Origin of the sequence: Hymenobacter sp. UYCo722 (assembly GCF_040547115.1) — a bacterium.
In the GTDB taxonomy this organism is placed as follows: Bacteria; Bacteroidota; Bacteroidia; order Cytophagales; family Hymenobacteraceae; genus Hymenobacter.
Window position 1 is genome coordinate 435,006 of the sequence record NZ_JBEPPC010000002.1, and the last position, 22,839, is coordinate 457,844.

A 22,839-nucleotide genomic window follows, 5' to 3' on the forward strand; every position below is an offset into this window, starting at 1 on the left:
ATTCCTGGATGGCCCAGCAGTTGTGGGTCACCTTCGTGGCCTACTACGAAATCTCCAATTCGCAATGTAACCAATACCCGATAGGCTGATTTAGACGAAACCGGGTTTGCTACTTGCCGTTCGCTGGCCCGCGCGGCCACCAACGAAGCTTTGTGTGCAGCTACGCCCGCCCGTAGGATGTGCCATCGGCTAGCCGCCTCTTGCCGCCAATGCCGCCGGCCAACTAATGGCTGCTCAATTCGTGAATGTGTCATAGCAAAAACGGGTTTAGTTCTAATTCGTCAAAGGTCCGCTCCGCGTTGCCTCGATTAGTAGAATTGCGTTCAACCGGGCAACATGCTCGCCCAAATGCCTTGATAACCGTTCGAGTTTTTGCGCCCGGCCACCCGCCAACCTTCCCAGACGTAGTAGCTTCGCCATCTGCTAGCCTTTGTTGTTGTCTGCTATGTCTTCCGTATCTCCACCTGCCGCTACCGATTCCGTCACCATTATGGGGGCGGGCCTGGTGGGCTCGCTGCTTTCGCTGTACCTCGCCCGCCGGGGCCACGTCGTGCAGGTGCTCGAGCGCCGGCCCGACCCCCGCCGTGCCGATGTGCGGGAGGGCCGCTCCATCAACCTGGCTCTTTCGGACCGGGGCTGGAAGGCCCTGGCTGGCGTAGGCGTAGCCGACGACATCCGCCAGGTGGGCATCCCGATGAGTGGCCGGGTAATGCACGATGTTCACGGCAACCTTACCCGCCAGCCCTATGGGCGCGAGGGCCAGGCCATCTACTCCGTGAACCGAGGTCAGCTCAATCGCCGCCTGCTCGACCTGGCCGAGGCCCAGCCGGGCGTTCGGCTGCGTTTTGGCCAGCAATGCCTGGGTATTGATTTGAGAGCGCAGGAAATACGCCTGCGCGACACTGAAACCGATGAAGAGCACACGGCACCCTATAGCCGGCTGTTCGCCAGCGACGGTGCCTTTTCGGCCGTGCGGGCCGCTTTGCAGCGCACCGACCGGTTCGACTATTCGCAGAATTTTCTCGACTACGGCTACAAGGAGCTGACCATTGCCGCGGGGGCCGGCGGCGCGTGGCAGCTCGAAAAAAACGCGCTGCACATCTGGCCCCGGGGCCAGTACCTGATGATTGCCCTGCCCAACCTCGACGGCTCGTTCAACTGCACCTTGTTCTTTCCCTTCGAAGGCCCCGAGAGCTTCGCCGCCCTGCAAACCCCGGCCGAGGTAACCGCGTTTTTTACCCGCGTTTTTCCGGATGCTACCCCCCTGATGCCCGCGCTGACGGAGGAGTTTTTCGCGCATCCCACGGGCTCGCTGGTAACGGTGCGCTGCTTCCCGTGGAAATACGCTGATAACGTGCTGCTGCTCGGCGACGCGGCGCACGCCATTGTGCCCTTCTACGGCCAGGGCATGAATGCCGGCTTTGAAGACTGCACCGTGCTCAACCAGCTGCTCGACCAGCACGGCGATGCCGCCTGGGCCACCATCTTCGCCGAATTTCAGGCGCAGCGCAAGCCCAACAACGATGCCATGGCCGACCTGGCCATCTACAACTTCGTGGAGATGCGCGACCGCGTGGCCGACCCGCGCTTCCTGCTGCAAAAGAAAATAGAAGCTAAAATCGCGACTCAGTATCCCGGGCGCTGGGTGCCGCTGTACGCGCAGGTTACCTTCTCCGACACGCCCTACGCCGAGGCCTGGGCCGCCGGCCAGCGTCAGGATGCGATTATGGTCCGCCTCATGGCCCACATTCAGGCGGAGGCCGATTATGAGCAGCCCGCCGTGCAAGCCCTGGTGCGGCAGGAGCTGGCCCAGCAGCCCGGGGGCTAAGCCCGGCCCCCCCGCCCAAAACGGCGGCGGCTGGCGTAGCGGGCCCACGTGGCAGGCAGGGGAGGAATGGTGCAAAAGGAAGAGATTTTCTTGTTTGCAGAATGGCCGGCCGCGCCAAAAGGCGGGGCTGTACTCAGAGAGAGAAGCGGAAAGCGAACCAGCCCGGGAGCCGTGGCCGCGGGGGCCGGCGCGGCGCTAGCGGGCCGCTAGACCGAGGCCGTCGAGGGGTAGCAGGGTGCCTTCGAGCTGCTGGCGCAGCAGCACGTAGGCGCGCAGCTGGCTCGAAGCCAGCACCCGGCGCACGGTAGCCAGGTAGCGCGCCTGCGCATCCAGCGCGTCTTTATCGGAAGTTGCGAGCAGCAGGGCTGCACGCTCAGCCACGGTGCAGTGCTGCAACGCCATTTGCTGGGCGGTGCTTAGGCGCAATGCATCAGCAAGATAGCCGGTGATGCGCTGCACATCGTGCACGTGGCAAGAGAGGCTGGGAGCCGCGGTTTCGTTTTGTGCTTCGGCCTTGGCGGCCGTGGGGTGGGCGGCCCAGCGCTGGGCCTGGGCCGGAAGGGTGGGGCAGGCCAGCAGCAGGCCTACCAGGCCCACCGCAACCCAATGGCTGAGCAGGGTAGAACGTTGGGCACGAAGCAATAGCAACCGGACGATACTTGGCATGCCACAAATCTATATCAAAATTGCCACATTGTTTTATCAAGAATAAATTTACTTCATCGGCCGGTGGTCTAACTTGCCATCCGAACGGCTACTTTAGACCGACGAACGAAACATTTGCCCGCCCTTACTGGTCGGTTTCCAATCCCACCTTGCTCTGCTTATGCTTACCTGCGCCATCATCGACGACGACGAGATAAATCGCCTCACCCTGGAGCATTACGTGGAATTGAGCCCCGGCCTGAAATTGGTCGCTTCGCTGGCCGATGGCTTGGCCGGGCTCACCTTTTTCCGCGAAGGCAACCGCGTCGACGTGCTGTTTCTCGATATTGAGATGCCCCACCTCAGTGGGCTCGACCTGCTGCGCGTGCTGCCCAACCCGCCGGAAGTCATCATCACCACGGCCCGGCAGGATTTTGCCGTCGATGCCTTCGCCCTGCGCGTCACCGACTACCTGGTGAAGCCCTTCGAGTTTGCCCGCTTCACCCAAGCCGTCGAGCGGGTAGGCAGCCGCGTCTCCAGCAACGCGCCGGCCGCACCGGCCGCCGCCGAAGTGCCCGTTCGCAGCGACCTTTTCGTGAAGGTGAACAGCCGCATGGTGCGCATCAATTTTGATGAGGTGCTGTACGTAGAAGCGCTGTCGGACTACGTTAACATTGTGACCGACAAGCATAAGTACATTGTGTACACCACACTCAAAGCCCTCGAAAGCCGGCTGGCTCCGTACACCAACTTCGTGCGGGTGCACCGCAGCTACCTGCTGAATACGCAGCACATCGAGTCCATCGAAGACAACACGGCCAACCTGCACGGGGGCCACTTTGTACCCATCGGCAAGTCGTACCAGGAAAATTTTTACAAGAGCCTGCAACGGATTTAACAGTCGGAGCAGTTGCACGGTTGCCCCGTGCCCACCTATTACACCAGCCCTGGCATCCGCTCGAAACCGGTACCCAGAATGGCCAGGTCATCGGCCCCGAGCCAGTCTTTGAGCACGCTGGCGTAGATGCTGCGGAAGTCGACCTGGTAGCGCAGGTCGCCCTGGTCGAGGTTGGCGAGGTCGGGTGCGGCGTTGATAACGCCTTTTTTGGCGAGCGCGCCGCCGGCCAGGAACACGTTGTTGGCCGTGCCGTGGTCGGTGCCGTTGCTGGCGTTTTGGCTCACGCGCCGGCCAAACTCGGAGAACACCAGCACCAGTGTGTTATTCCACTGGTCGTGCTGGCGCAGGTCGTCGGCTAGGGCGGCGAGGCCGTCGCCGAGGTCGGTGAAGAGGCGCTGCTGCTGCTCGTGCTGGCGCACGTGGGTATCGAAGCCGCTTAAGGCCAGGTAGAATACCCGCGACTCCACGCCGGAATTGATGAGCTCGGCAGTGGTTTTCAGGTTTTTGCCGAAGTCAGAATTGGGGTAGGTCACCGTCGACTGGTAGATTTTCGACTTGTCGTAGAGGTAGTCGGCCGAGGAAGCCGTTTCGGCCAGCGTCTTGTAGAGGTAGTCGACCTGCTCGTGATGGCCCGAATCAGCTTCCTTGCTCACCTTACTGAGTAAGCGGTTCTGGGTGAGCTGATGAAATTTATCGGGCGTTTTCAGGGCCAGGCCCTTGCGTTGGCGGCCTTTCAAGGCCAGGCTCAGGGTGTCGTCGATTTCGAGGGCGTTGTAGGGCCGCTGGCAGTCGGCGCAGCTCGAGTCGAGGTAACGACCCAGCCAGCCGGTGCTCACCACCCGGTCGGAGCCCGCGCCCGACTGCCAGATATCCATCGAGCGGAAGTGCGAGCGGTCGGGGTTGGGGTAGCCCACGGCGTTCAGTACGGCCAGCTGGCCCTGGTCGTAGAGGCCCTTCAGCCCCCGCAGGGCGGGGTGCAGGCCCAGGTCTTTATCCAGCGCCAGAATCCCTTCGGTTTCCTTGATGCCCAGCGTGGGCCGGGCCTTGTAGTACAGGTCGTTGCGGTAGGGGATGACGGTATTCAGGCCGTCGTTGCCGCCGCCCAGCTGCACCACAATAAGGCGGCGGGCACCCACGGCATCGCGCAGGCCGGCCAGCCCGGGCCCCCGGTCGAGGGCGTGCAGAAACTTAGGTACCAGCAGCAGCGTGCTGGCCAGGGCGGAGGTGCGCAGGAAATCGCGGCGGGAGGTAGGCATATTATTGGAAGGGAATAGGGGGAAGGAAATAGATAATGGAGAAAGCAAAGGCCGTCATGCCTCGGCTGCGCTCGGCATGATGGCCTTTACTTTCCTGTCGTTCAGCTACGCCAGCTGGTATTCGGGCAGGCTCAGCAGGCTCACCAGCGTGGTGCGGAGGGCTTCCGCCGGCTCTTTTTGGGCGGCGGCCTGCTGCACCAGCTGCAGGTTCTCGGGCCGGATGGGGGCTTGCAGCAGGAACTCGCTGAGCCGCGTGGGCTGCTGGGCGGTGGGCGTGGCCCCCAGCAGTTGTTGCAGCGGGGCCAATGGCAGGTGGGCCCCGGCACCGGGCCGCACGGTGCGCTGGGCCTTGGTTTGGTTGGGGTCGAGGTCGTTTTCGTCCTGCTTCAGGGCCACGGCGAACTCGGCGTTTCTGAACAGGATAGCCGCCAATTGCAGCCGCAGCAGCAGCGACGACGAGTCAATCCAGTTGCGGCCGCCGGGCCAGCCGGCCACGTTGGGCGGCTGAAAAAGGGTCTGGCCCAGCGCGCGCTGGTAGCCGAGCAGCGGCTGGGTGTTGTCGATTTTCAGGTTCAGGGTGCGGCGCAGGCCGGCCAGCAGCTCCACGGGGCTTTTGATGTGGGTGCCCACGTTGGCCGGCTCGTAAAACCAGTCGGCCGAAAACAGGCGCTCCAACAGGTCGGCCACGTCGTAGCCGCTCTGGCGGAAGGCTTTAGCCAGCGGCTCGATGTGGGCCGGGTTGGGCACCTCATTCACGAAGAAACGGTAGATTTTCGTGGTCAGAAATGTGGCGGCAGCGGGCTGCTCCAGCATAATCTTCAGCACGTCTTCGCCCCGAAAATTGCCGGTGCGGCCCAGAAACGTCTTCGGGCCCGCATCGTGGTCGCGCTCGCGGAACCGAAAGCCGCCCTGCCCGTCGTAGCCCCAGCCGGTGAAGGCACGGGCGGCCTCTTTCACGTCGGTTTCGGAGTAATTGCCGCGCCCAAGGGTGAAGAGCTCCATCACCTCGCGGGCGAAATTCTCGTTGGGGTGCTCCTTACGGTTCTGCTGATTGTTGAGGAACTGCAGCATGGCCGGTTCCTGGCTCACGGCCAGCAACAGGTCGGGAAATTTGCCCAGGGCGTATTGCCGGGTGGTGTTGTGCAGGCTCAGGGCGGGGCCGGGCTGGCGCACGCGGCAGGCAAAGTGCCCGTGCCAGAACAAGGTCATCTTCTCGCGCAGCTGGGCCGGCGAGCTGGCCATGCGGTCCATCCAGGCCGTGCTCATGTTGTTGAAGGCATCGCGCAGGCCCCGGTTCTGCATCTTGCGCTGCTCGGGCGTAAGCTCGGCGCGGCGCAGGCGCGGTACCCCGGCCGCCCCGCCGGCTTTAAAGGCCGCCCGGGGCCGCATGGGCATCACCGGGGCACCGGGCTGGTCGGGTGTAGTCACCAGGCCGTTGGGTACGGGGTTGTTTTTCATGGTAGCCGGCTCGGCCATTACCGCGCCCTGCGGGTCGGTGTAGTTCAGGGCTGGGCCCACGAGGGGCTCGTAGCCGGCCGAATCGTGGAGCAGCTGGCGCAGGGCCTTGCGCGGGCTCAGGCCGGCGGCCACGTCCTGCGGGCGCGGCCCGAAGCCGGCGCGCCAGTAGAGGTGTTGCAGTTGCTGGTTGCTGTTCATGCCTTTTCAGACGCGAGCAAGCGGCCAGGGTTTAACGAGGCAGTCACCGCTGGGCCCTCATCACTCATTCCTCTATTAAGCCGAAAGCGTCAAAATCGCGCGCCCAGCACCACGGTCTTCTTGTATTCGCGCCGCTCGCCGCCGCTGGGGCGAAACAGCTCGACCAGCAAAATGTAGTAGCCCACGGCGGCCTTGTGGCCCCGGTCGTCAACCCCGTCCCACTGCACGAAGCCGGTGGTGGGCAGGGTTTCGTTGCGCACGAGGTGGCGCGTGAGGCGGCCCAGGGCGTCGTACACGGTAATGGTGGCGGCGTAGCCGGTGTTGTCGAGGTGGTAGTTGAGGGTGGCAAAATCCTGCTGGCCGTCGTCGTCGGGGGTGAAGACTTCGGGCGTGACGGCCAGCTCCTGGTCGCCGCCTAGTTCGTCCTGGGCCTGCGAGTTGGGGCGGCCGGGCGTGGCGTAGCCCACCGCGCCGGCCGCCGAGTGAAAGTTGCTGCCATTGCTGGCCCCGTTGGTGCGGATACGTTCCAGCGACACGCCTTCCTGGGTGCTTAGCAGGCTCAGATGCAGGCTTTTGCTGTACACCAGCCGGTCAATTTCGAAGCCCCGGCTGTCGGCGAGCACGGCCGTGCCGATATCGGGGAAGGTAGGCAGGCTACTGAGCTGCACCAGGTTAGCGGCGTCGTTGCTGCTGGGGTACTGCGATGTGATGATGGGCGTGCTGCTGCTGAAGGCCAGCAGCTGGCCGGGGGCCAGCACCAGCGGCCCGCTGGCCAGTAGGGTGTTGTCCACGCTGCCGTCGGGCTTGAGGTTGCCCAACTGCCAGCCCTGCAAGTTGATAAACTTCGGGCTGCGGTTGATGAGCTCGACGAAGCGCACCGCGCCCACCCGGGGGTTGAACAGGATTTCGTTGAACACCACGTCGCCGCTCACCGCCGCTTCGGGCAGGGCAAAAGTGGCCGACTGCAACGGGCCGCTGGCGTTGCCGGCGCAGTCGGTGGCGGTTTGCACGGCCAGGGTGGTGGGCCGGCTGGCCCCTAGGGCCACCCCCAGCGTGAGGTCGACCTGGCGAAAATCGGGCCCCACCGGGGCGGCGCGCACCACGGCCAGGGCCGGCGACAAGGTATAACGGCTGGCAGCGGCGGCCGTGGTACTGTCGAGCTTCTCGGAGAAGTAGGCGCGGACGGTAGTGGCGCTCAGGGCCACGGCGCGGAGCAGGGCGGGGGGCAGCACGTCGGCGTTGGCGGCGCGCACCGAGTTGGCGCGGCCGGGCGTGCCTCCGGTGGGGTCGGTGCTGGCGGTCCAGTTTTCGGCCCCGCCGCAGTAGCTGTTGGCATCAATTATTTCGAGGCTCCAGCCGCCGTCCTTCTTTTTGGGGTCGCGGTACCAGGAATCGGAGTAGCTGACCTCGAACAGCGTGCGGCCGTCGCGGCCGCGCAGCACCAGCTGGTCGCCGCTATTGCTAAGCGAAGGGAAGTTGGTGGGGCCGTACACCTTGCCGTAGCTGGCGAATTGCAGGACGCGCGTGCTGCCGCACACCACCGCGTACTGGCCGGGCAGCAGCTTGGCGGTATCCGCAAAAACGGCTACGGTAGTACTGCCGCCCTTGCCCAGGCGTACACCGCGCAGGCTCAGGGTTTTGGTGGCGCTGCGGTTATAAATCTCAATGTATTCCGACAGCGGCAGACCTACCTGCGGCGTTTCATCGGCAAAAATCTCGCTGATAATCAGCTCGCCCACCGCCGGGGCCGCGGGTAGCGCTGTGAAGGGGGCCGTGAGCGGGCCGGCCGCCACGTTGCCATAGAGGTCGGCAATGTTGCGGGCTTCGACCACGCTCTGAGGCGCGAAATCGGCCCCGAAGGTGAGGCGTACGCTGGCAGGGTTGCCGGCCGAAACCTGCGCCGCGATGGGCACCGTGCCGCTTTGCAGGCGGTAGCTGGCGGGTATGCCGGCGCTGGCCGCACTCACCGGCTCATTAAAAAGTACATCGACCTGCCGGGAATCGACGGGCACGGCCCGCACCAGCAGCGGCGCGGTGGCATCGGTTACGGCGAAGTCATCGAAGAAAAAGCTGCGGTTGTTGGCCGACGAGTAGAGCAGCGATACGCCAAAGGCTACGCTGCGCTGGTAGGTGGCATCGATGGGCTGGGCGGCTTCGGCCACGAAGGTGCGGCCGCCGGTGAGGTCGCGCTCCAGGGTCCAGCGGTTGGCGGTGGTGCGCGTCACGCGCACGCGCACCAGGTTGTTGGTGGTGCTGGCCAGGGTGCCGTTCAGGCCGTCGATAACGAGGACGGCGGCCCGGGTCGAGTCTTTGCGAAAGAGGCTCACTTCGTCGTCGGTGCCGCCGAGGCGCACGAAGTAGCCGGTATTGCTCGGGTTTTTGAGGTCGGGCTGGGTGGCCAGTAGCCACACGTCGGCGAGGTTGCCCGAGCTGGTGGCCAGCTTCAGGTTGGCCCAGAACTCCCACACCGTGCCGATGTTGGCCTGGCTGGGCGTGCTGAGGGCGATTTGGGTGCCGGTTACGGCCGGGCCATTGCTTTGCAACTGCTGCCCCACCACCTGAAAGCCGGCCGCGTCGCCGGTCCAGGCGGGGTTGGCGGTGAAGTTGCCATCGGTAAACGCATCGACGACCTGGGCCTGGGCCAGGGCGGGCAGCAATAGCAGGAGGAGCAGGTATAGGTGTTTCAAGCGAAAGACTTTGCAGCGTGGAAGGTGATTGGGCGTCAAGTCAGGATTTCAGACGGTCATGCTTCGGCTGCGCTCAGCATGACGTTCCGGAGGTTTCCCAAACAGCTCAAGCGTCTAAAGTAACCCATTTTTGGCGACATTTGCGAATGCGTACGCAGGGGCGTAGCTGTTTAATTTTCTGCTTTTTCCATGAAAATTGCTGTTGTGGGTGCCACCGGACTGGTGGGCACCGAGATGTTGAAAGTGCTGGCCGAGCGTCGGTTTCCCCTCACCGAGCTGCTGCCCGTGGCTTCGGCCAAATCGGTGGGCCAGGAGGTGGAGTATCAGGGCAAAAAATACCCGGTGGTGAGCATGGACGACGCCATCGCGGCCCGGCCCGACTTCGCCATTTTCTCGGCCGGCGGTTCTGTGAGCAAGGAGCACGCGCCGCGTTTCGCCGCCGTGGGCACCGTGGTTATCGACAACTCCTCGGCCTGGCGCATGGACCCTACCAAGAAGCTGATAGTGCCCGAGCTGAACGCCGACACCATCGGCCCGGATGATAAGATTATCGCCAATCCCAACTGCTCTACCATTCAAATGGTGGTGGCACTGAACGACTTGCATAAGCGCTACCGCGTGCGCCGCATTGTGGTGAGCACCTACCAGAGCGTGACCGGCACCGGCAAAAAAGCCGTGGACCAGCTGCTGGAAGAGCGCGCCGGCCACCCGGCCAGCAACCCCGCCTACCCGCACCCCATCGACCTGAACGTGCTGCCGCACATCGACGTGTTCGAGCCCAACGGCTACACCAAGGAGGAGCTGAAAATGGTGAATGAGACCAAGAAAATTATGGGCGACGATAGCATTCGCGTCACGGCCACTTGCGTGCGCATTCCGGTGATGGGCGGGCATTCGGAGTCCCTCAACGTGGAGTTTGCCGAGGAATTTGACCTGGCCGACGTGCGTGAGATTGTGGCCAACACGCCCGGCGTGGAACTGGTCGACGACCCCTCGACCAACAAATACCCTATGCCCAAAGACAGCCACGGCAAGGACGCCGTGCTGGTAGGTCGCCTGCGCCGCGATGACACCCAGCCCAAAACGCTAAATATGTGGGTGGTAGCCGACAACCTACGCAAAGGTGCTGCCACCAACGCCGTGCAGATTGCCGAGTACCTGGCGGGCAAGCTGGTGCCGAAAGCGTAACGGCGACCTACTGCCAAAACCGGCGTTGTTTGGGTCCTGTCAGAAAACGGAAATTATAGCACGGCAAGCAAAGCCGAGTAGCCGGATAAAGCAGCATTCCTGAACGGATAGCGCAGGGAGTTGATTTTTGCTTGTTTCCAGAAAATCACTCAACGCGACATCTCGTTTTGGACAGCGGCCGCTTATCACATTTTCAATTGCTCGTTCGATAAGTGGTTGAGGTGCAAACAAGGGTCGATAATGGGCCCTTGGCAGACGCTGTCTAGAAGACGGTGGCTGTTTGAATTACCGTTTGGCTGAACGGCACACCATTGTCGATGTACCTTGGGTGCCGCTATGCGTCGTGTTCTGCTGCTTTTGTTTGGGGCATGGCTGCCTTCCTGCGCGGGCTCTGCCACGCGGGAGAAAACCATTGTCTTTCCGTGCCATTACGTGGGGTGGGTGAACCTTATTTATGAGCTGCCCGGGGAAAGTCGGGCAGAGCGAACCGCGGCAACCGACCGGTACGAACTCGCCGGGGATTTAACGAGATGCGGCGTGCCCCTCTCCTTTGCCCCGGGCGCTTACCGGGTGAAGCTGTTGTACAACTGCCAAGGCGCGCTGGTAGAAATCCCGAGCTTCGTCGACGAAAACGCGCACGTGTCCCGCAGTTATGTCCGGGAAATGACGGTTAACGGCCACGAAAAAACCGTGCAGTCATTTTATTTGTCGGCCACCCCGTTGGCCAGAAGCTTGCCGGACGACGCGTTGCCCCCCAACCCGATGGAACCAATGCCTTTCTCGAGCCAGCAAACAAGACCGTGAGCTTGATTATCGCACATTCAACTGAACAATAGGAATTTAGGGGCCTACCGTTTGCGTGTACAATAGCTTCTAAGAAAACGGACTTGTTACTACAATGCAACCCTACCGGTATCGCATTGCTCATCCCTTTGCACTACTTCCGATTATATGAAACTGATTTCTGCTCTAACAGCTTTTTTGAGCGTCTGCTTCCTATTGGGTGGGTGTAGCCGTTCCAAAACGCCAGAGCCAGCGCTGCAGCTGCCTCCTGCTACCACCGTTGGCGCTAATACGCTGGGCTTCCAAATTAACGGACGTGTTTGGACCACCTACGGGCAAACGTGCGTCTTTTCAGGCCCCTGCCAAGACAACATGCTTTCAGCCCGTTTTGACCGCGGGCCCGGGGGACTGCCTCGATTGCTCGTGACCACCCGACTCACCACGGCGCAGCACGCGGAAAACTTCCTGCTGCAACTTGACTCCATCCGGGGACCCGGAAGCTACCGGTGCTCGCCCGAGTTCACGGGCATGGTCCGCCCGGTGCCCACCGGATTCGCCCTGCAGGATAACATGACGACAGAACCCACCCACCGGCTGGCACTGAGCACGGCCGCGACCAGCCGCATTGTGTTAACGCAGGTGGACACCGTCCACCATATCATTGCCGGCACGTTTGAAGGACAATTGCGTCAAACGTGGGCGCCCTACGTGACCAATGAATTAACACAAGGTCGCTTTGACGTCCACTATTGAGACCAGTTAGGTATCGAGAAAGACTAAATGGCGCTTTTCATCAAACGGAGCCCGTTCACGGACCCACCGTTTGCTCAAACCCCCACACCACTTTCGATGAAACGGCCTCCTATTTCTTTTCCTGCCGGGAAGTGCTGTTGACGAACGGCACGATGCTGGGCCTCTTGGCCGTATTGTACGGCAGCGGGCGGTTATCTGGCAACTTCGTGTTGCTGTTTGCTTTTCTATTGGTGGCCGTGCTTTTCGCCTCATTAGAACTGGCGCTCTGCTTATTTTGAACGGACCGATAAGTTGTTCTTATTGCCGTCGGCACGGAAGTATTGGGCGTGGCCAATTGGCTGGCGCAACCAAGCGCCGAAACAGCTCGCAGGCCGCCGTTTTGCGCGGCTAAAGCTGCGCCCGAAAATAGGGCAACGCGAAATAGACCACGGCCCCTTGCAGCAGCGTCAGCCCCAGGGTAATGCCCCAGAAAGCGGCTTTGCGATTTTTGTGGTGCAGCAGCAAAATAGCCACCCATGCGCCTAGCGCTGCGCCCGGCAGCGTGGCGAGGTGCAGCATTTTTTCGGCAATGCGCCGCTGGCCCTGTTGGGCTTTCCGCTTATCCAAGGCAAAAAGCAGGAAACATAATGCATTGAAAAACAACAGGCAACTCAGGAGTATTTTCATGGTGTGGGAGGCAGGACTTTCTGATTAGCCTGTGCAGGTTTTTGGCTTAGGTGGCCGCGGCGCTGGTCTGAGCCAGTCTGGCGGGTTCAAAGGGGCCTTCTGGTAGCAGCGGGGAAGCTGCTTAACGCTTTATATTCTGTTTGGCCCGTTTCAGGGAATGCGCTCGTTCACTCGCCGACCGGTAGCAAGAGAGATTCCGTCGTAGCCCGACCGACCCACACCCAACCGATTTGGACGGCGACGTAAGCCTCGCCGTCCACCGTGGTCGCGTCCCAGTGGGGCTTCTGCTTGGTCTGCGCGTCCTGGGCGGCAAAATCGTCGGGCGAGTAGGCCGCGATGTCCGCGTGCCGGTTCCAGGTCAAGTCCGCGATGCCGGGCACATCCTGGTATTCCGGGGGCAAGCGCCGGGCTGGGAGCGACCGAAACGAGCCCGCTTCGCCAAAGAGGCCGTCGTAGTGGGCGTGGCGGTCGGCCAGGGCGGCCACCAATTGGGAGTGGCCAAAGTGGGGCTCAAAGAGCCAAACGGCCAGGTAAAACGCTGGATAGTCGCGGGCCAGCTCGGCCCGCCAGCGGTGAAAATCGGCGACTAGGCGCGTGACCCACACGCGGCGAAAGGCCCGTGGGGGCCGCTGGTGGGTGAACCACGGCGCAATGCCGAGCGACGCGTAGTCCACTCCGTAGCGCGCCAAACGTTCCGCGTCCAGGGCGACGGGAATCGCGGCGTCCCGTTGGTGGCGGTGGAAGTGCCGACGCACCCCGCGTATGCGTTTTCGAAACATAGAAATGGAAAAGCAAAGATTCTCGAACCGCCCCGAGGCGCTTCCCTTCGAGAGAAATGGCAAGTAGCACCCCAATAGGAGCAAGGCCAAGATACCGCCTATTTCATTTGTCGGGCCCTATTGCTGAACTTACGCGGCTACCTACTCCCATCTCCTCTGTGTTACGCCTACCGCTCAACCTTTCTCTCGGCCTGCTGCTCCTGGTAGGGGGCTGCAAGGCACAAGTGGTCTTGCATGAACGTGAGGCCAGTTCCCGGAAGGTGCTCACCTGGGCCATCGGGCCAGTCCAGCAACAGCTGCTCGCCCACGCCCTGCACCGGGCCGGGCGCGTGAGTGAACCGGATTTGGCCCTGCTCAAACGGTTTTACTACCGCCCCGTCGTGACGAACCAGCGAGGCGAGGGGCTGTACTACGTTACCCAGTTTACGCACCGCGGGCCGATTGGCGTCCTGCGCAGCAAGCGGGGCATCTCTACCGTGGAAATTGGGCTGACGGACGTCGCCACGCAGGATTCGGTGGCATTGGCTTTAATCAGGCACCGAGGCCGCTTTAACCAACGGCTAAGGCAAGCCATTTTAAACGAGTACCGGCAATAATCAGTACCCATTATCCTCTGCAAACGGAGTTACTGGGTTTATGCCACGCTCTTTTTGGTCAGTAGAATGCGTTTACGGCAGGACCGGTTTGCTAAGCGAAATAAGCCAGCTTACTCATGAAGGCTGGGGGACAACTACCAAGCCGGGCGTAGCTTCGTACACCAACCCAACCCGCTTGGCGCGGGCATCTTTTCTCCGCGTGGTGTTATGAAAAAAGTTCTTCCCTTGTGGGCCGCCCTGGTGCTGCCCCCGACGATTTTGCAGGCGCAAACCGTCCAACGGCCCCTCCAGCTCAGCGACCTGTCGCGGATGCGCGACGTGGCCGACCCCCAGCTGTCGCCCGACGGGGCCTGGGTGGCCTACACCGTGACGCGCGCCGATTCGGCCACCGACAAGCGCGACGCCGACGTGTGGATGGCCCGCACCGACGGCACCCAAAACCTGCGCGTGACCACCGCCCCGGCCAGTGAGGCCAAGCCCCGCTTCAGCCCCGACGGCAAGTTTTTGAGCTTTGTGTCGAGCCGCGGCGAGGAGGACGGCGGTGACGCCCAGCTCTGGCTGCTGAACCGGGCCGGCGGCGAAGCCGAAAAGGTGACCAAGCTCAAGGGCAGCGTGTCCGACTACGTGTGGTCGCCCGACGGCCAGCGCCTGGCCCTCATCATCCGCGATGCCGACCCCGACTCGCTCACGGCCGCCCAGAAAGCCAAAAAGAAAACCGCGCCGCCCATCGTCCTCGACCGCTTCCAGTTCAAGCAGGACATCGACGGGTACCTGAACAAGCAGCGGCAGCACCTCTACGTCTTCGACGTGGCCTCGCGCAAACTCACGAAGCTAACCCCCGGCCCCTACGACGAGTACCTGCCCGCCTGGAGCCCCAACGGCCAGCAGCTGGTGTTTTCCAGCAAGCGCGGGCCCGACCCCGACCGCCACGACAACTTCGACCTGTACCTCATGGATGCGAAGGCTGGGGCTACGGCCCGGCCGCTGCTCACCACCGACGTGCCCGAGTGCGCGCCGGGCTACGGCAGCCGCCCCGCGTGGAGCCCCGACGGGCGGCGCATCGCCTTTGTGCAGGGCGGCCCCCGCGAGCAGCTCGTGTACGCCCTGCACCAGCTGATGGTGGTGGAAGTGGGCAGCGGGGCCGTCCGCGCCCTCACCGCCGGCCGCGACCGCAACACCACCAAGCCCCAGTGGGCCCCCGACGGCAAAAGCCTGTATTTTCTGCTGGAGGACGACCGCGCCACCTCGCTGGCCCGGGTGCCAGCAGCGGGCGGCAAGCTGGAGATGGTGTTGGGAGGCGCTCGGGAGGTAAACGACTTCGCCCTGGCCCGCAACGGGCAGGTAGTGGTGCTCAGCAGCCTGCCCCAGGCACCCGCCGAGGTGTTTGGGCTGGACAAAAAAGGCGCTCCCAAGCCCCTGTCCAAGCAAAACGACACCTGGCTCAAAGGCATTTCATTGAGTGCGGTGGAGGCCATCCAGGCCAAAAGCAAGGACGGCACGCCGGTGAGCGGCTTTTTGGTGAAGCCCGTGGGCTACCAGGCCGGCCGCAAGTACCCCACGCTGCTGCGCATTCACGGCGGGCCGGTGGCGCAGTTTGGCTACGGTTTTTCGTTTGAGTGGCAGTACTTTGCCGCCAACGGCTTTGCCGTGGTGGCGGCCAACCCCCGCGGCAGCTCGGGCCGGGGCCTGGAATACAGCAAGGCCATTTATGCCGACTGGGGCAACAAGGACACCGAAGACGTGCTGGCCGTGGTAGACTACGCCGTGGCCCAGGGCGTGGCCGACCCCGAGCGGCTGGGCGTGGGCGGCTGGAGCTACGGGGGCATCATGACCGACCAGGTGATTGCCCGCGACCAGCGCTTCAAGGCCGCCGTGAGTGGGGCCGGCATCGCCAACGTGCTGGCTGGCTACGGCACCGACCAGTACATCCGCGACTACGAAACCGAGCTGGGCACGCCCTGGAAAAACCCCGACGTGTACATGCGCGTGTCGTACCCCTTCTTTCACGCCGACCGCATCAAGACGCCCACCCTGTTTATGTGCGGCGAAAAGGACTTCAACGTGCCCCTGCTCAACACCGAGCAGATGTACCAGGCCCTCAAAAGCCTGAGCGTGCCCACCCAACTGGTTATTTATCCCGGGCAGTTCCACGGCTTCAGCACCCCCAGCTACGTGAAGGACCGCTACGCCCGCTACCTGGCCTGGTACCAGAAATACCTGATGCCCACGGGCACAAGCTCGGCGGCCGGTAGCGAGTAGCGGCCCGCTACGGGGCTGGCAATAGTGGCACCAAGCCCCGCCGCCCGCTGGCCGCAACCAGCCGTCCTACTACCTGGGCACCCTGCTGAGCGGGCGTAAGTCCATAAGCTACGAAGGGGAAGTAGACCGGCCAACAGCTGGTCTTCTTCCCCTTCGTGCTGACTTGTGAAAACAGCCATTTTGCTGCACGTGAATTGGCGGTTTATTTTTTTACTGAATTTAATGGTTTCAAAAACCAGTATCATTTCAGAATGCTCCATTATGGGATGTAAAAATCGCAGATGGTGGTTCTCAGTGGTGTGGAGAAAGTAGCGTTGACGGCTCCCTCGTTTCCGTAGATAGTTATCAATCAGATGGATATAGCTGCCTTAGAGAAAAGACTCGTGGCTGATGGTCGCCGCGGCTGGTACTTGGCTGGAGGACTGCTCGACGATACGGTGACGCTTGACCGGACCGTAGACGGGTGGGAAGTGTATTACAGCGAACGCGGGAAGAAATACTACGTGCGCACCTTTACCACTGAAGACGAAGCGTGCCGGTATTTTTTAGCTTTAATCTCCGGTCACGGCGGTAAGTTCAGCAATAGCTACTAAACACCTTTTGCTGCTGGGACCCTTTTAGCAAACTTTTTGGCCGGCCTCAGCGGAACACCTCCAGGGTGCCCCTGTAACGGACAGGGCCCTGCCAGAGCAGGTAATAATACACGCCCGCGGGAGCCTCAGCACCCCAGTCGTGGCCGTAAGCAGCGGTGGCGTATACCTCGCGGCCCCAGCGGTTATAAAGGGCCAGCGCCCAGGCCCCCCGCGTAAGTCCTTTGATAACGAATTGGTCGTTGCGCCCGTCACCGTTTGGCGTTATCACGTTGGGAATGAACAGGCACGAGGCGTAGTCCACGCGGCGGGAAACGGTGCGTGCCTCGCAGTGAGTGGTGAGCTGCAGAGAGTAGAGCCCCGCCGCCTGCACCCGCAGCGTGGGAGCGGTGGAGCCGTCGGACCAGCGAAACGACACGCCGGAGCCAGCCAGGGCCGGGGCCCGCAGCAGCAGGGGCATTTCGAAACACAGCGTTGTGTCCGGTCCCAGGGTGAAAGCGGGCACGGCCGGGGCCGGCAGCACGGCCAGGGAATCGCGGCTGGTGCAGCCGCCGGCGTAGGTGAGGAGCACGGCGTAGGTGCCGGGTGCTGCCACGGTAATCACGGGCGTTGTGGCACCCGTATTCCAGCGGTAGGTGAGCGCATCGGGGTTCATGGCGGTGAGCTGCAGCGACGAACCGGGGCACATAATGGTGTCGCCAGTCACGGAGGCGACCGTAGCTGTGGGTGGGCCCACGCGGTGGGAGGCCGTGAGGAGGCAGCCGTCGGCAAAAGCAACGGTGGCGGTGTACGTGCCCGCTTGCGCCACGGTCAGCGTTGGCGTGGTAGCGCCCGTGTTCCAGCGGTAGCTGGCCACGGCAGTACCGGTGGCGGCGGCAGTGAGTGTAGTGCTTTGGCCAGGACAAAGCTGGAAGCGGCCACTGACAGCCACTGAATTGCCCACGACTGTGATGGAGGCGGTAGCGGTGCACCCGACGCCGTACGAGGCGGTGACGGTGTACGTGCCGGGCTGCGTAACGGTAATGCCAGCTGTCGTTGCGCCCGTACTCCAACGTAACGACCGGGCCCCGGGAGCCGCCGCCAGCAGCGTGGTCGCCCCGCCCGGGCATAGCCCCGGCCCGCCCGCGATGGTAACCACCGGCGGCGTCAGGCCCCGCACGCGGTAGTTGGCCGCCAGCACGGCCCCACCGGCAAAAGTGACTTGCAGGGTGTAGGTGCCGGGCTGCGTGACGACGATGGCCGCCGTAGTCGCCCCCGTGCTCCAGCGGTAGCCTGCCACCGCGCCGGTAGTCACGGCCGTGAGCGTGACTTGCCCCCCGTTGCACACCAGCGAATCGCCGGCGATGGCCAGCGAAGGCGGCACAACCCGGTCCAGGGCCAGAAAGCTGGCGGGCTGCGCGGGGCTAATGGTGCTGAGCGCTACGGGACCAAAGGAGGCGCTGCCGCCGCTGTAAAAGCCGGTGGTATACGGGCGGCCGGCCGCATCGCGGCTGACGCCGTAGCCCGCGTCGGCCTGGGGCCCGCCGGCTCGGGCCGCGCCCACCCAGGCACCACTGCCGGCGTTTAGCTTGCCGAGGTACACATCGGAGCTGCCCGCGCTGACCAGGGTGGTGGAACCAAAGGCCGCCGTCGCGCCGAAGCGGCCCGTGGCCAGCACGAAGCCCCGGCCATCAAGCGCCAGGCCTTCGCCCTCGTCATCGGCGGCCGGCCCGCCGGCTTGCACGGCCCACTGGAAGGTGCCGGCGGGGGCCAGCCGGGCGATAAACAAGTCCGTGCTGCCCGTGGCTTGCAGCTGCAGGTTGCCGAAAGCGGCGTCCCGGCTAGTGAAGCGGCCCGTGATGTAGGCACTGCCGCTGCTATCGGCCACGATGGCGGTGCCGGCCGGGGCCTGTTCGTTGCCGCTGCCGCCGGCCCGCGTGGCCCAGAGGTAGGCCCCGCTGGCCGGGTCGAGCTTGGCGACGAAGACGTCCTGCTCCCCGGCACTGACCAGCGCGGTACTGCCCAGCAGGGTGCTGCCCGAAAAATCGCCGAATACATAGGGCGCGCCGCTGCGGTCCACGGCCACGGCATTGGCATACACCGTGGCCGAGCCCCCGGCCTGCTTCACCCACTGCAGCGCGCCCGTCGGCGCATACTTGGCCACAAAGGAATTGACGACGGCCGTGTTCGTGAGCGTGGTCGTTCCCACCTGGACCGTGCGGCTGAAGAAGGCCGCCGCCGCATATGCATTGCCGCTCGCGTCCACGGCGATGCCCTGCCCGTAGTCGTCGCCCGCGCCGCCGGCCGGCTGGGCCCACTGCCAGGCCCCGGCGGGAGTCAGTTTGGCCACCACCACCTCGATACCGCCCGTACCCGCCAGCGTGGTAGCGCCAAAAGCCGCCGAGCCCGTGTAGCTGCCCACCACGTATGCGCTGCTACTGCCGTCGATGCCGATGCCGCTGCCGTAGTCGTCGCCGGGCCCGCCGGCCCGGGCTACCCACAGGCAGGCCCCCGTCGGGTCGTATTTGGCTACGAACAGGTCGTGGCCGCCAATGCTGGTGATGGAATACGTGCCGAACAGCACCGTGCCGCTAAACCAGCCGGTGAGGTAGCTGTTGCCGGCCGCATCGGTCGCAATTTCCAGGCTGGTGCTGCCCCCACTGTTGGCCGTGGCGCCGGCGGCCACGGTCAGGGCGTGGGCGAAGCTTGGGGCCTGGCCGGCGGCCGGTTTGCCGAGCAGGAACCCTGTCAAGAATAAAAGACTGACCGCACACTGAGGCAGCCTTGCGAGAGAATACAGCTGTTTCATGACGATGCTATTTAGCCGAACCGGACTGGTCAACCCTTTCTGGTTATTGAGGCGGCGCCAACAGGTACTGGAGCTTGGCCTTGATGCCGTTCATCTTTGGGAATTCCTGCAGCAGGCGGCGGTATTCGTGGGTGATGATGGTGTAGGGATTGTGCGTGTCGATGTTGTGCGTGATGCCGTAAACCGGCGGGGCTTTTTCCGGGGCGTAGGTGCCCAGCAGGTGGTCGTAGAGCATCAGGATGCCGCCCAGGTTTTTATCGATGTATTCCGGGTTGGTGCCGTGGTGCACCCGGTGGTTGGACGGGGTATTGAAAAGCCAGTCGAGCACGCCGAGCTTTCCCACTTTTTCGGTGTGCACGATGAAATTCTGAATGGCGGTAATGGATTCAAAAAACAAGACAATGGCCGGCGGAATGCCCAGCAAACACAGCGGCGCCCAGAACAGGAATCGATAAAAAAGATGAAAAAAATTGGTGCGCCAGCCGGTCGATAAATTGAGGTATTCCGAAGAGTGGTGGGTGACGTGGGCCGCCCAGAACAGCCGGGTTCGGTGCCCCACCCAGTGGTAGAAATAATGCACGAAATCGCAGCTGAAAAACCCAATCACCCACAGCCACCACGACAACGCCGGCTTGAAAAACGCCACGCCGTACACCACCGAAAACACGCTGAATTCCACTCCCTTCATCAGCACGCCCACCCCGACCAGGCACACGCCAATCAGGAAGTTGGCCTTGATATCCCGTACCAATTCCGGGGCCGGCTGGTGACGCAGAATCAGGGCGAACTCTACAAAGAAGGCGGCGAACAGAAAGCCGGCCGCAGCGATGTCGAACGTGAACATGAGGTGGTTGTTTGCACTCGTGAGGAAGCGAAATTCAGCAGGTGGCGAGGGGTGCCCGGTTTGCGCCGGCCCGGGCCTCGGCCACGTAGCGCGCCGGGCGGTGCCCGGCGGCTAAGCGGTTCATGGTGCCGTTCATAATAATGGCTTTGATAAACTCCGGCAGCAGGGCGTTCAGGACCAGAAAGCACCGGTTGAGCCGGCCCGGAACGATGACCTTTTCTCGCGCCAGCAGGCCATCCAGGGCCACGGGCGCGGCCTGCTCGGGCGTCATGCTGGACCGGCGCGACAGGTAGTTGCCGGCCTGAATGAGGGCGGTGACTTCGCGGTTGGTGAGCAGGCCGCCCGGGCACAGCACGCTCACGTGCACGCCGTCGGGTTTCAGCTCCTTGCACAAGCTGCGGGAGAAGTAGTACACGAAGGATTTGGTGGCCCCGTACACCTGCTTGTGCGGCAGGGCGTAGAAGCAGGCCAGGCTGCCCACGTTCAGGACATAGGACGGCCGGTTGCGTTTCAGCGTGTCGAGAAACAGGTGCGTCATGCGGGTGGTGGCCAGCACGTTTAGCTTTATCTGCTGCTCGTACAGCGCCGTGCTTTTCTCCCCGAACAGGGCGGTACTGCCAATGCCGGCGTTGTTTACCAGCATGTTCACCTCCAGCCCCGCCGCCTGCACCTGGCCGAACACTTCGCTGCAGCCGGCCTCCCGGCACAGGTCCTGTTCGATGCTGCAAACCGACACGCCGTACTGCGTGCGCAGCGACTCGGCGAAGCGCGGCAAGTCCTCGCCGGGCAGCGCCACCAGAATGAGGTTGAGCTGCCGGCGGGCGCATTCCGTGGCCAGCGCTTTCCCGAAGCCCGCGCTGGCGCCGGTAATCAAGGTGTACTGCGGGCTAGCCATGAGCGGGGGGCGTTAAAAAGTGAATGGTTGCAGTGAGGGCCTCGTCGAGGGGAGTAATGCGGTAGCCCAGGTCGCGCACGGCTTTGTCGCTGCTGAAGGTGTAGTTGCGGAACAGGTAGCCGACGGACCTCGGCGTGAAGCGCACCGACCCGCCGGTGAGGCGATGGTTGAGGACCTGCGCGTGGGCCAGGACCGTGAGCAGGGGCTTGGGCAGGGACACAATGTGGCCCTGGCGGCCGGCCAGCAGGCGCAGGCGGATAAAAAAGTCGCGATAGGACACGTTGATGCCGCCCAGGATGTATTTCTCGCCGCTACTGCCGCTTGCCATGGCCTGCAAGTGGCCCGTCACCACGTCGTCGATGTAGGCAAAGCAGACTTCAAACGTGCCGGGAGAAGGAATAAAAGCAATGCCTTTGGCCAGAAACGCCTGAATAATGGCATTGGCCGTGAGGGCGTGCGACGAGCTGCCCGGGCCGTACACTTTGGCCGGGCTCACCACCACGAGGTCCATGCCGTCGCGGGCGCACTGCAGGGCCAGGTCTTCTCCCATTTTTTTGGAGCGGTCGTAATCAATCTCCAGGCCCGTGGGGTGGTGGTCGTTTTCCGTCATGGGCGCACGCCGGGCCGGGCCAATGGCCCCACAGGTGCTGGTGAGCACGGTGCGCGTCACGCCGCATTGCCGGGCGGTGGCCAGCACCTGGCGGGTGCCCGCCACGTTGACCTCGTAAAAAACCGCCGGGTTGGGGGCCCAGGCCCCGGTTTTGGCGGCCGTGTGGTACACTTGGGCGCAGCCTTCCATGGCCGCCCGCAAGCCCTCGGGCTGCAGCACATCGCCCGTGAATACCCGGATGTTGGGGTGCTGCAAGGCGGCGTGGCCCGCTGCACTGCGAACCAGGGCGTGCACTTGCTGCCCTTGGCCGGCGAGCCGAAGGGCGAGCTTACTACCGATGTAGCCGGACGCTCCCGTTACCAAGATTTTCATGTCGCAGGGGAATGAAGTGGGGGATGTTGCGCCAGTACCAGAATTCGTAGGGCAGCGTGAGGGCCAGATGCAGCGCTATGGCCGGCCAGACGGCCCCTTGCCACAGGCACAGGCCGCAGAGCAGCGCGCCAAAGGGCAGGCAGCCCAGCGTCTCGGCTTTGCCGTTGACGAGGTGCAGGGCGGCGTAAAGCGCCACGTTGAGCAGCACCGCGGCCGGCGCGCCAAAGTGCGCGGTACTATCCTGCAGCAGGCCGCCCCGAAACCAGCTTTCGTAAGCGCAGATAAAGACCACGCGCACCAAAAAGTAGGTGCTGATGTAGGCACTGCCGAGGCTCGCCGATGCTTCGGCGCGGGGTAGCGCCCGGTACTTCTTCTCGGCCAGGCGCGGAGCAAACAGGCTGATAAACACCGTCAGCAGCACGGTGATGGTGGTGGGCAGCATTGTTTCCGCAGGGCCACTCCTGGCCGCGAACGCAGGCTGATGCGGCAATACCGCCGGTATGATGCCAAACAGGATAATGCCCCCCACGTGCAGGGCCATGAGCAGCCAGGGCGTGGCCACCAGGCCATCTTCATCGAACAACCGATGGGCTCGCTGGGATTTACACACCCACAGCAGCCCCAAAAACAGCAGGTAGCAGCTGGCGTACAAAAGCAATTGTGCAGAAGGGTGTAGCATCGAGGGGCTGGTTTTTCTATTCGGGAGCGTGCGTTGGCCATTGCCTCAGGCAGAGGGGTGACTACCC

Annotated in this window: 19 protein-coding genes; 7 read left to right on the forward strand and 12 right to left on the reverse strand. The window is 63.1% G+C overall.

From position 1 onward, the window contains the following. The first annotated feature begins 445 nt into the window (after positions 1 to 445). Positions 446 to 1,828, forward strand: a complete 1,383-nt coding sequence (locus ABIB44_RS07605; RefSeq protein WP_354584036.1) for an FAD-dependent oxidoreductase — start codon at positions 446 to 448, stop codon at positions 1,826 to 1,828. Between the two features lie 195 nt (positions 1,829 to 2,023). On the opposite strand, the gene ABIB44_RS07610 is transcribed toward ABIB44_RS07605, so the two are convergent. Continuing rightward, positions 2,024 to 2,494, reverse strand: a complete 471-nt coding sequence (locus ABIB44_RS07610; RefSeq protein ID WP_354584037.1) for a hypothetical protein — start codon at positions 2,492 to 2,494, stop codon at positions 2,024 to 2,026. Positions 2,495 to 2,654: 160 nt separating this feature from the next. On the opposite strand from ABIB44_RS07610, the gene ABIB44_RS07615 reads away from it, so the two are divergent. Beyond that, a complete protein-coding gene (locus tag ABIB44_RS07615) occupies positions 2,655 to 3,371 on the forward strand; it encodes a LytR/AlgR family response regulator transcription factor (protein ID WP_354584039.1) in 717 nt (238 codons plus the stop codon). A 38-nt stretch (positions 3,372 to 3,409) separates the two neighbouring features. Here ABIB44_RS07615 and ABIB44_RS07620 read toward each other — a convergent pair whose 3' ends face one another. The 3 genes from ABIB44_RS07620 to ABIB44_RS07630 all read right to left on the reverse strand — a co-directional run bounded on the left by ABIB44_RS07620 (position 3,410) and on the right by ABIB44_RS07630 (position 8,970). Then, the gene (locus tag ABIB44_RS07620) at positions 3,410 to 4,627 is read right to left on the reverse strand and encodes a DUF1501 domain-containing protein (protein WP_354584040.1); all 1,218 of its coding nucleotides are present in this window, start codon (positions 4,625 to 4,627) and stop codon (positions 3,410 to 3,412) included. A gap of 105 nt (positions 4,628 to 4,732) precedes the next feature. Then, complete coding sequence (locus ABIB44_RS07625) at positions 4,733 to 6,283, reverse strand: DUF1800 domain-containing protein (RefSeq protein WP_354584041.1); 1,551 nt, start codon at positions 6,281 to 6,283, stop codon at positions 4,733 to 4,735. A gap of 89 nt (positions 6,284 to 6,372) precedes the next feature. Continuing rightward, positions 6,373 to 8,970 (reverse strand): lamin tail domain-containing protein, encoded by a 2,598-nt coding sequence (locus ABIB44_RS07630; protein WP_354584042.1) that lies wholly within the window; start codon positions 8,968 to 8,970, stop codon positions 6,373 to 6,375. Between the two features lie 189 nt (positions 8,971 to 9,159). Here ABIB44_RS07630 and ABIB44_RS07635 point away from each other — a divergent pair, with 189 nt between their 5' ends. From ABIB44_RS07635 to ABIB44_RS20510, 3 genes are all read left to right on the forward strand, one after another. After that, a complete protein-coding gene (locus ABIB44_RS07635) occupies positions 9,160 to 10,158 on the forward strand; it encodes an aspartate-semialdehyde dehydrogenase (RefSeq protein ID WP_354584043.1) in 999 nt (332 codons plus the stop codon). A gap of 336 nt (positions 10,159 to 10,494) precedes the next feature. Next, complete coding sequence (locus tag ABIB44_RS07640) at positions 10,495 to 10,962, forward strand: hypothetical protein (RefSeq protein WP_354584044.1); 468 nt, start codon at positions 10,495 to 10,497, stop codon at positions 10,960 to 10,962. 147 nt (positions 10,963 to 11,109) lie between these two features. After that, positions 11,110 to 11,694, forward strand: coding sequence for a Riean_0653 family protein (locus tag ABIB44_RS20510; RefSeq protein WP_502916484.1), 585 nt, complete (start codon positions 11,110 to 11,112; stop codon positions 11,692 to 11,694). Between the two features lie 387 nt (positions 11,695 to 12,081). Here the strand turns inward: ABIB44_RS20510 and ABIB44_RS07650 are convergent, their stop codons facing one another. The 3 genes from ABIB44_RS07650 to ABIB44_RS07660 all read right to left on the reverse strand — a co-directional run bounded on the left by ABIB44_RS07650 (position 12,082) and on the right by ABIB44_RS07660 (position 13,570). Beyond that, positions 12,082 to 12,360, reverse strand: coding sequence for a DUF1294 domain-containing protein (locus tag ABIB44_RS07650; RefSeq protein WP_354584046.1), 279 nt, complete (start codon positions 12,358 to 12,360; stop codon positions 12,082 to 12,084). Between the two features lie 167 nt (positions 12,361 to 12,527). Continuing rightward, positions 12,528 to 13,034, reverse strand: a complete 507-nt coding sequence (locus ABIB44_RS07655) for a hypothetical protein (RefSeq protein ID WP_354584047.1) — start codon at positions 13,032 to 13,034, stop codon at positions 12,528 to 12,530. Positions 13,035 to 13,306: 272 nt separating this feature from the next. Then, a complete protein-coding gene (locus ABIB44_RS07660; RefSeq protein ID WP_354584048.1) occupies positions 13,307 to 13,570 on the reverse strand; it encodes a hypothetical protein in 264 nt (87 codons plus the stop codon). 372 nt (positions 13,571 to 13,942) lie between these two features. Here ABIB44_RS07660 and ABIB44_RS07665 point away from each other — a divergent pair, with 372 nt between their 5' ends. Then, positions 13,943 to 15,994: a S9 family peptidase gene (locus ABIB44_RS07665; protein ID WP_354584049.1), complete on the forward strand. Its 2,052-nt coding sequence runs from the start codon at positions 13,943 to 13,945 to the stop codon at positions 15,992 to 15,994. A gap of 353 nt (positions 15,995 to 16,347) precedes the next feature. Continuing rightward, positions 16,348 to 16,587, forward strand: coding sequence for a hypothetical protein (locus ABIB44_RS07670; RefSeq protein ID WP_354584050.1), 240 nt, complete (start codon positions 16,348 to 16,350; stop codon positions 16,585 to 16,587). Between the two features lie 46 nt (positions 16,588 to 16,633). Here ABIB44_RS07670 and ABIB44_RS07675 read toward each other — a convergent pair whose 3' ends face one another. The 5 genes from ABIB44_RS07675 to ABIB44_RS07695 all read right to left on the reverse strand — a co-directional run bounded on the left by ABIB44_RS07675 (position 16,634) and on the right by ABIB44_RS07695 (position 22,772). After that, positions 16,634 to 19,315: a T9SS type B sorting domain-containing protein gene (locus ABIB44_RS07675; protein ID WP_354584051.1), complete on the reverse strand. Its 2,682-nt coding sequence runs from the start codon at positions 19,313 to 19,315 to the stop codon at positions 16,634 to 16,636. A gap of 100 nt (positions 19,316 to 19,415) precedes the next feature. Beyond that, the gene (locus ABIB44_RS07680) at positions 19,416 to 20,216 is read right to left on the reverse strand and encodes a sterol desaturase family protein (RefSeq protein WP_354584052.1); all 801 of its coding nucleotides are present in this window, start codon (positions 20,214 to 20,216) and stop codon (positions 19,416 to 19,418) included. A 34-nt stretch (positions 20,217 to 20,250) separates the two neighbouring features. After that, positions 20,251 to 21,111 (reverse strand): SDR family NAD(P)-dependent oxidoreductase, encoded by an 861-nt coding sequence (locus ABIB44_RS07685; protein WP_354584053.1) that lies wholly within the window; start codon positions 21,109 to 21,111, stop codon positions 20,251 to 20,253. Then, the gene (locus ABIB44_RS07690; RefSeq protein ID WP_354584054.1) at positions 21,104 to 22,093 is read right to left on the reverse strand and encodes an NAD-dependent epimerase/dehydratase family protein; all 990 of its coding nucleotides are present in this window, start codon (positions 22,091 to 22,093) and stop codon (positions 21,104 to 21,106) included. The genes ABIB44_RS07685 and ABIB44_RS07690 overlap by 8 nt, the downstream gene beginning before the upstream one ends. Next, a complete protein-coding gene (locus ABIB44_RS07695) occupies positions 22,053 to 22,772 on the reverse strand; it encodes a CPBP family intramembrane glutamic endopeptidase (protein WP_354584055.1) in 720 nt (239 codons plus the stop codon). Before ABIB44_RS07695 ends, ABIB44_RS07690 begins: the two co-directional genes overlap by 41 nt. Positions 22,773 to 22,839: the final 67 nt, after the last annotated feature.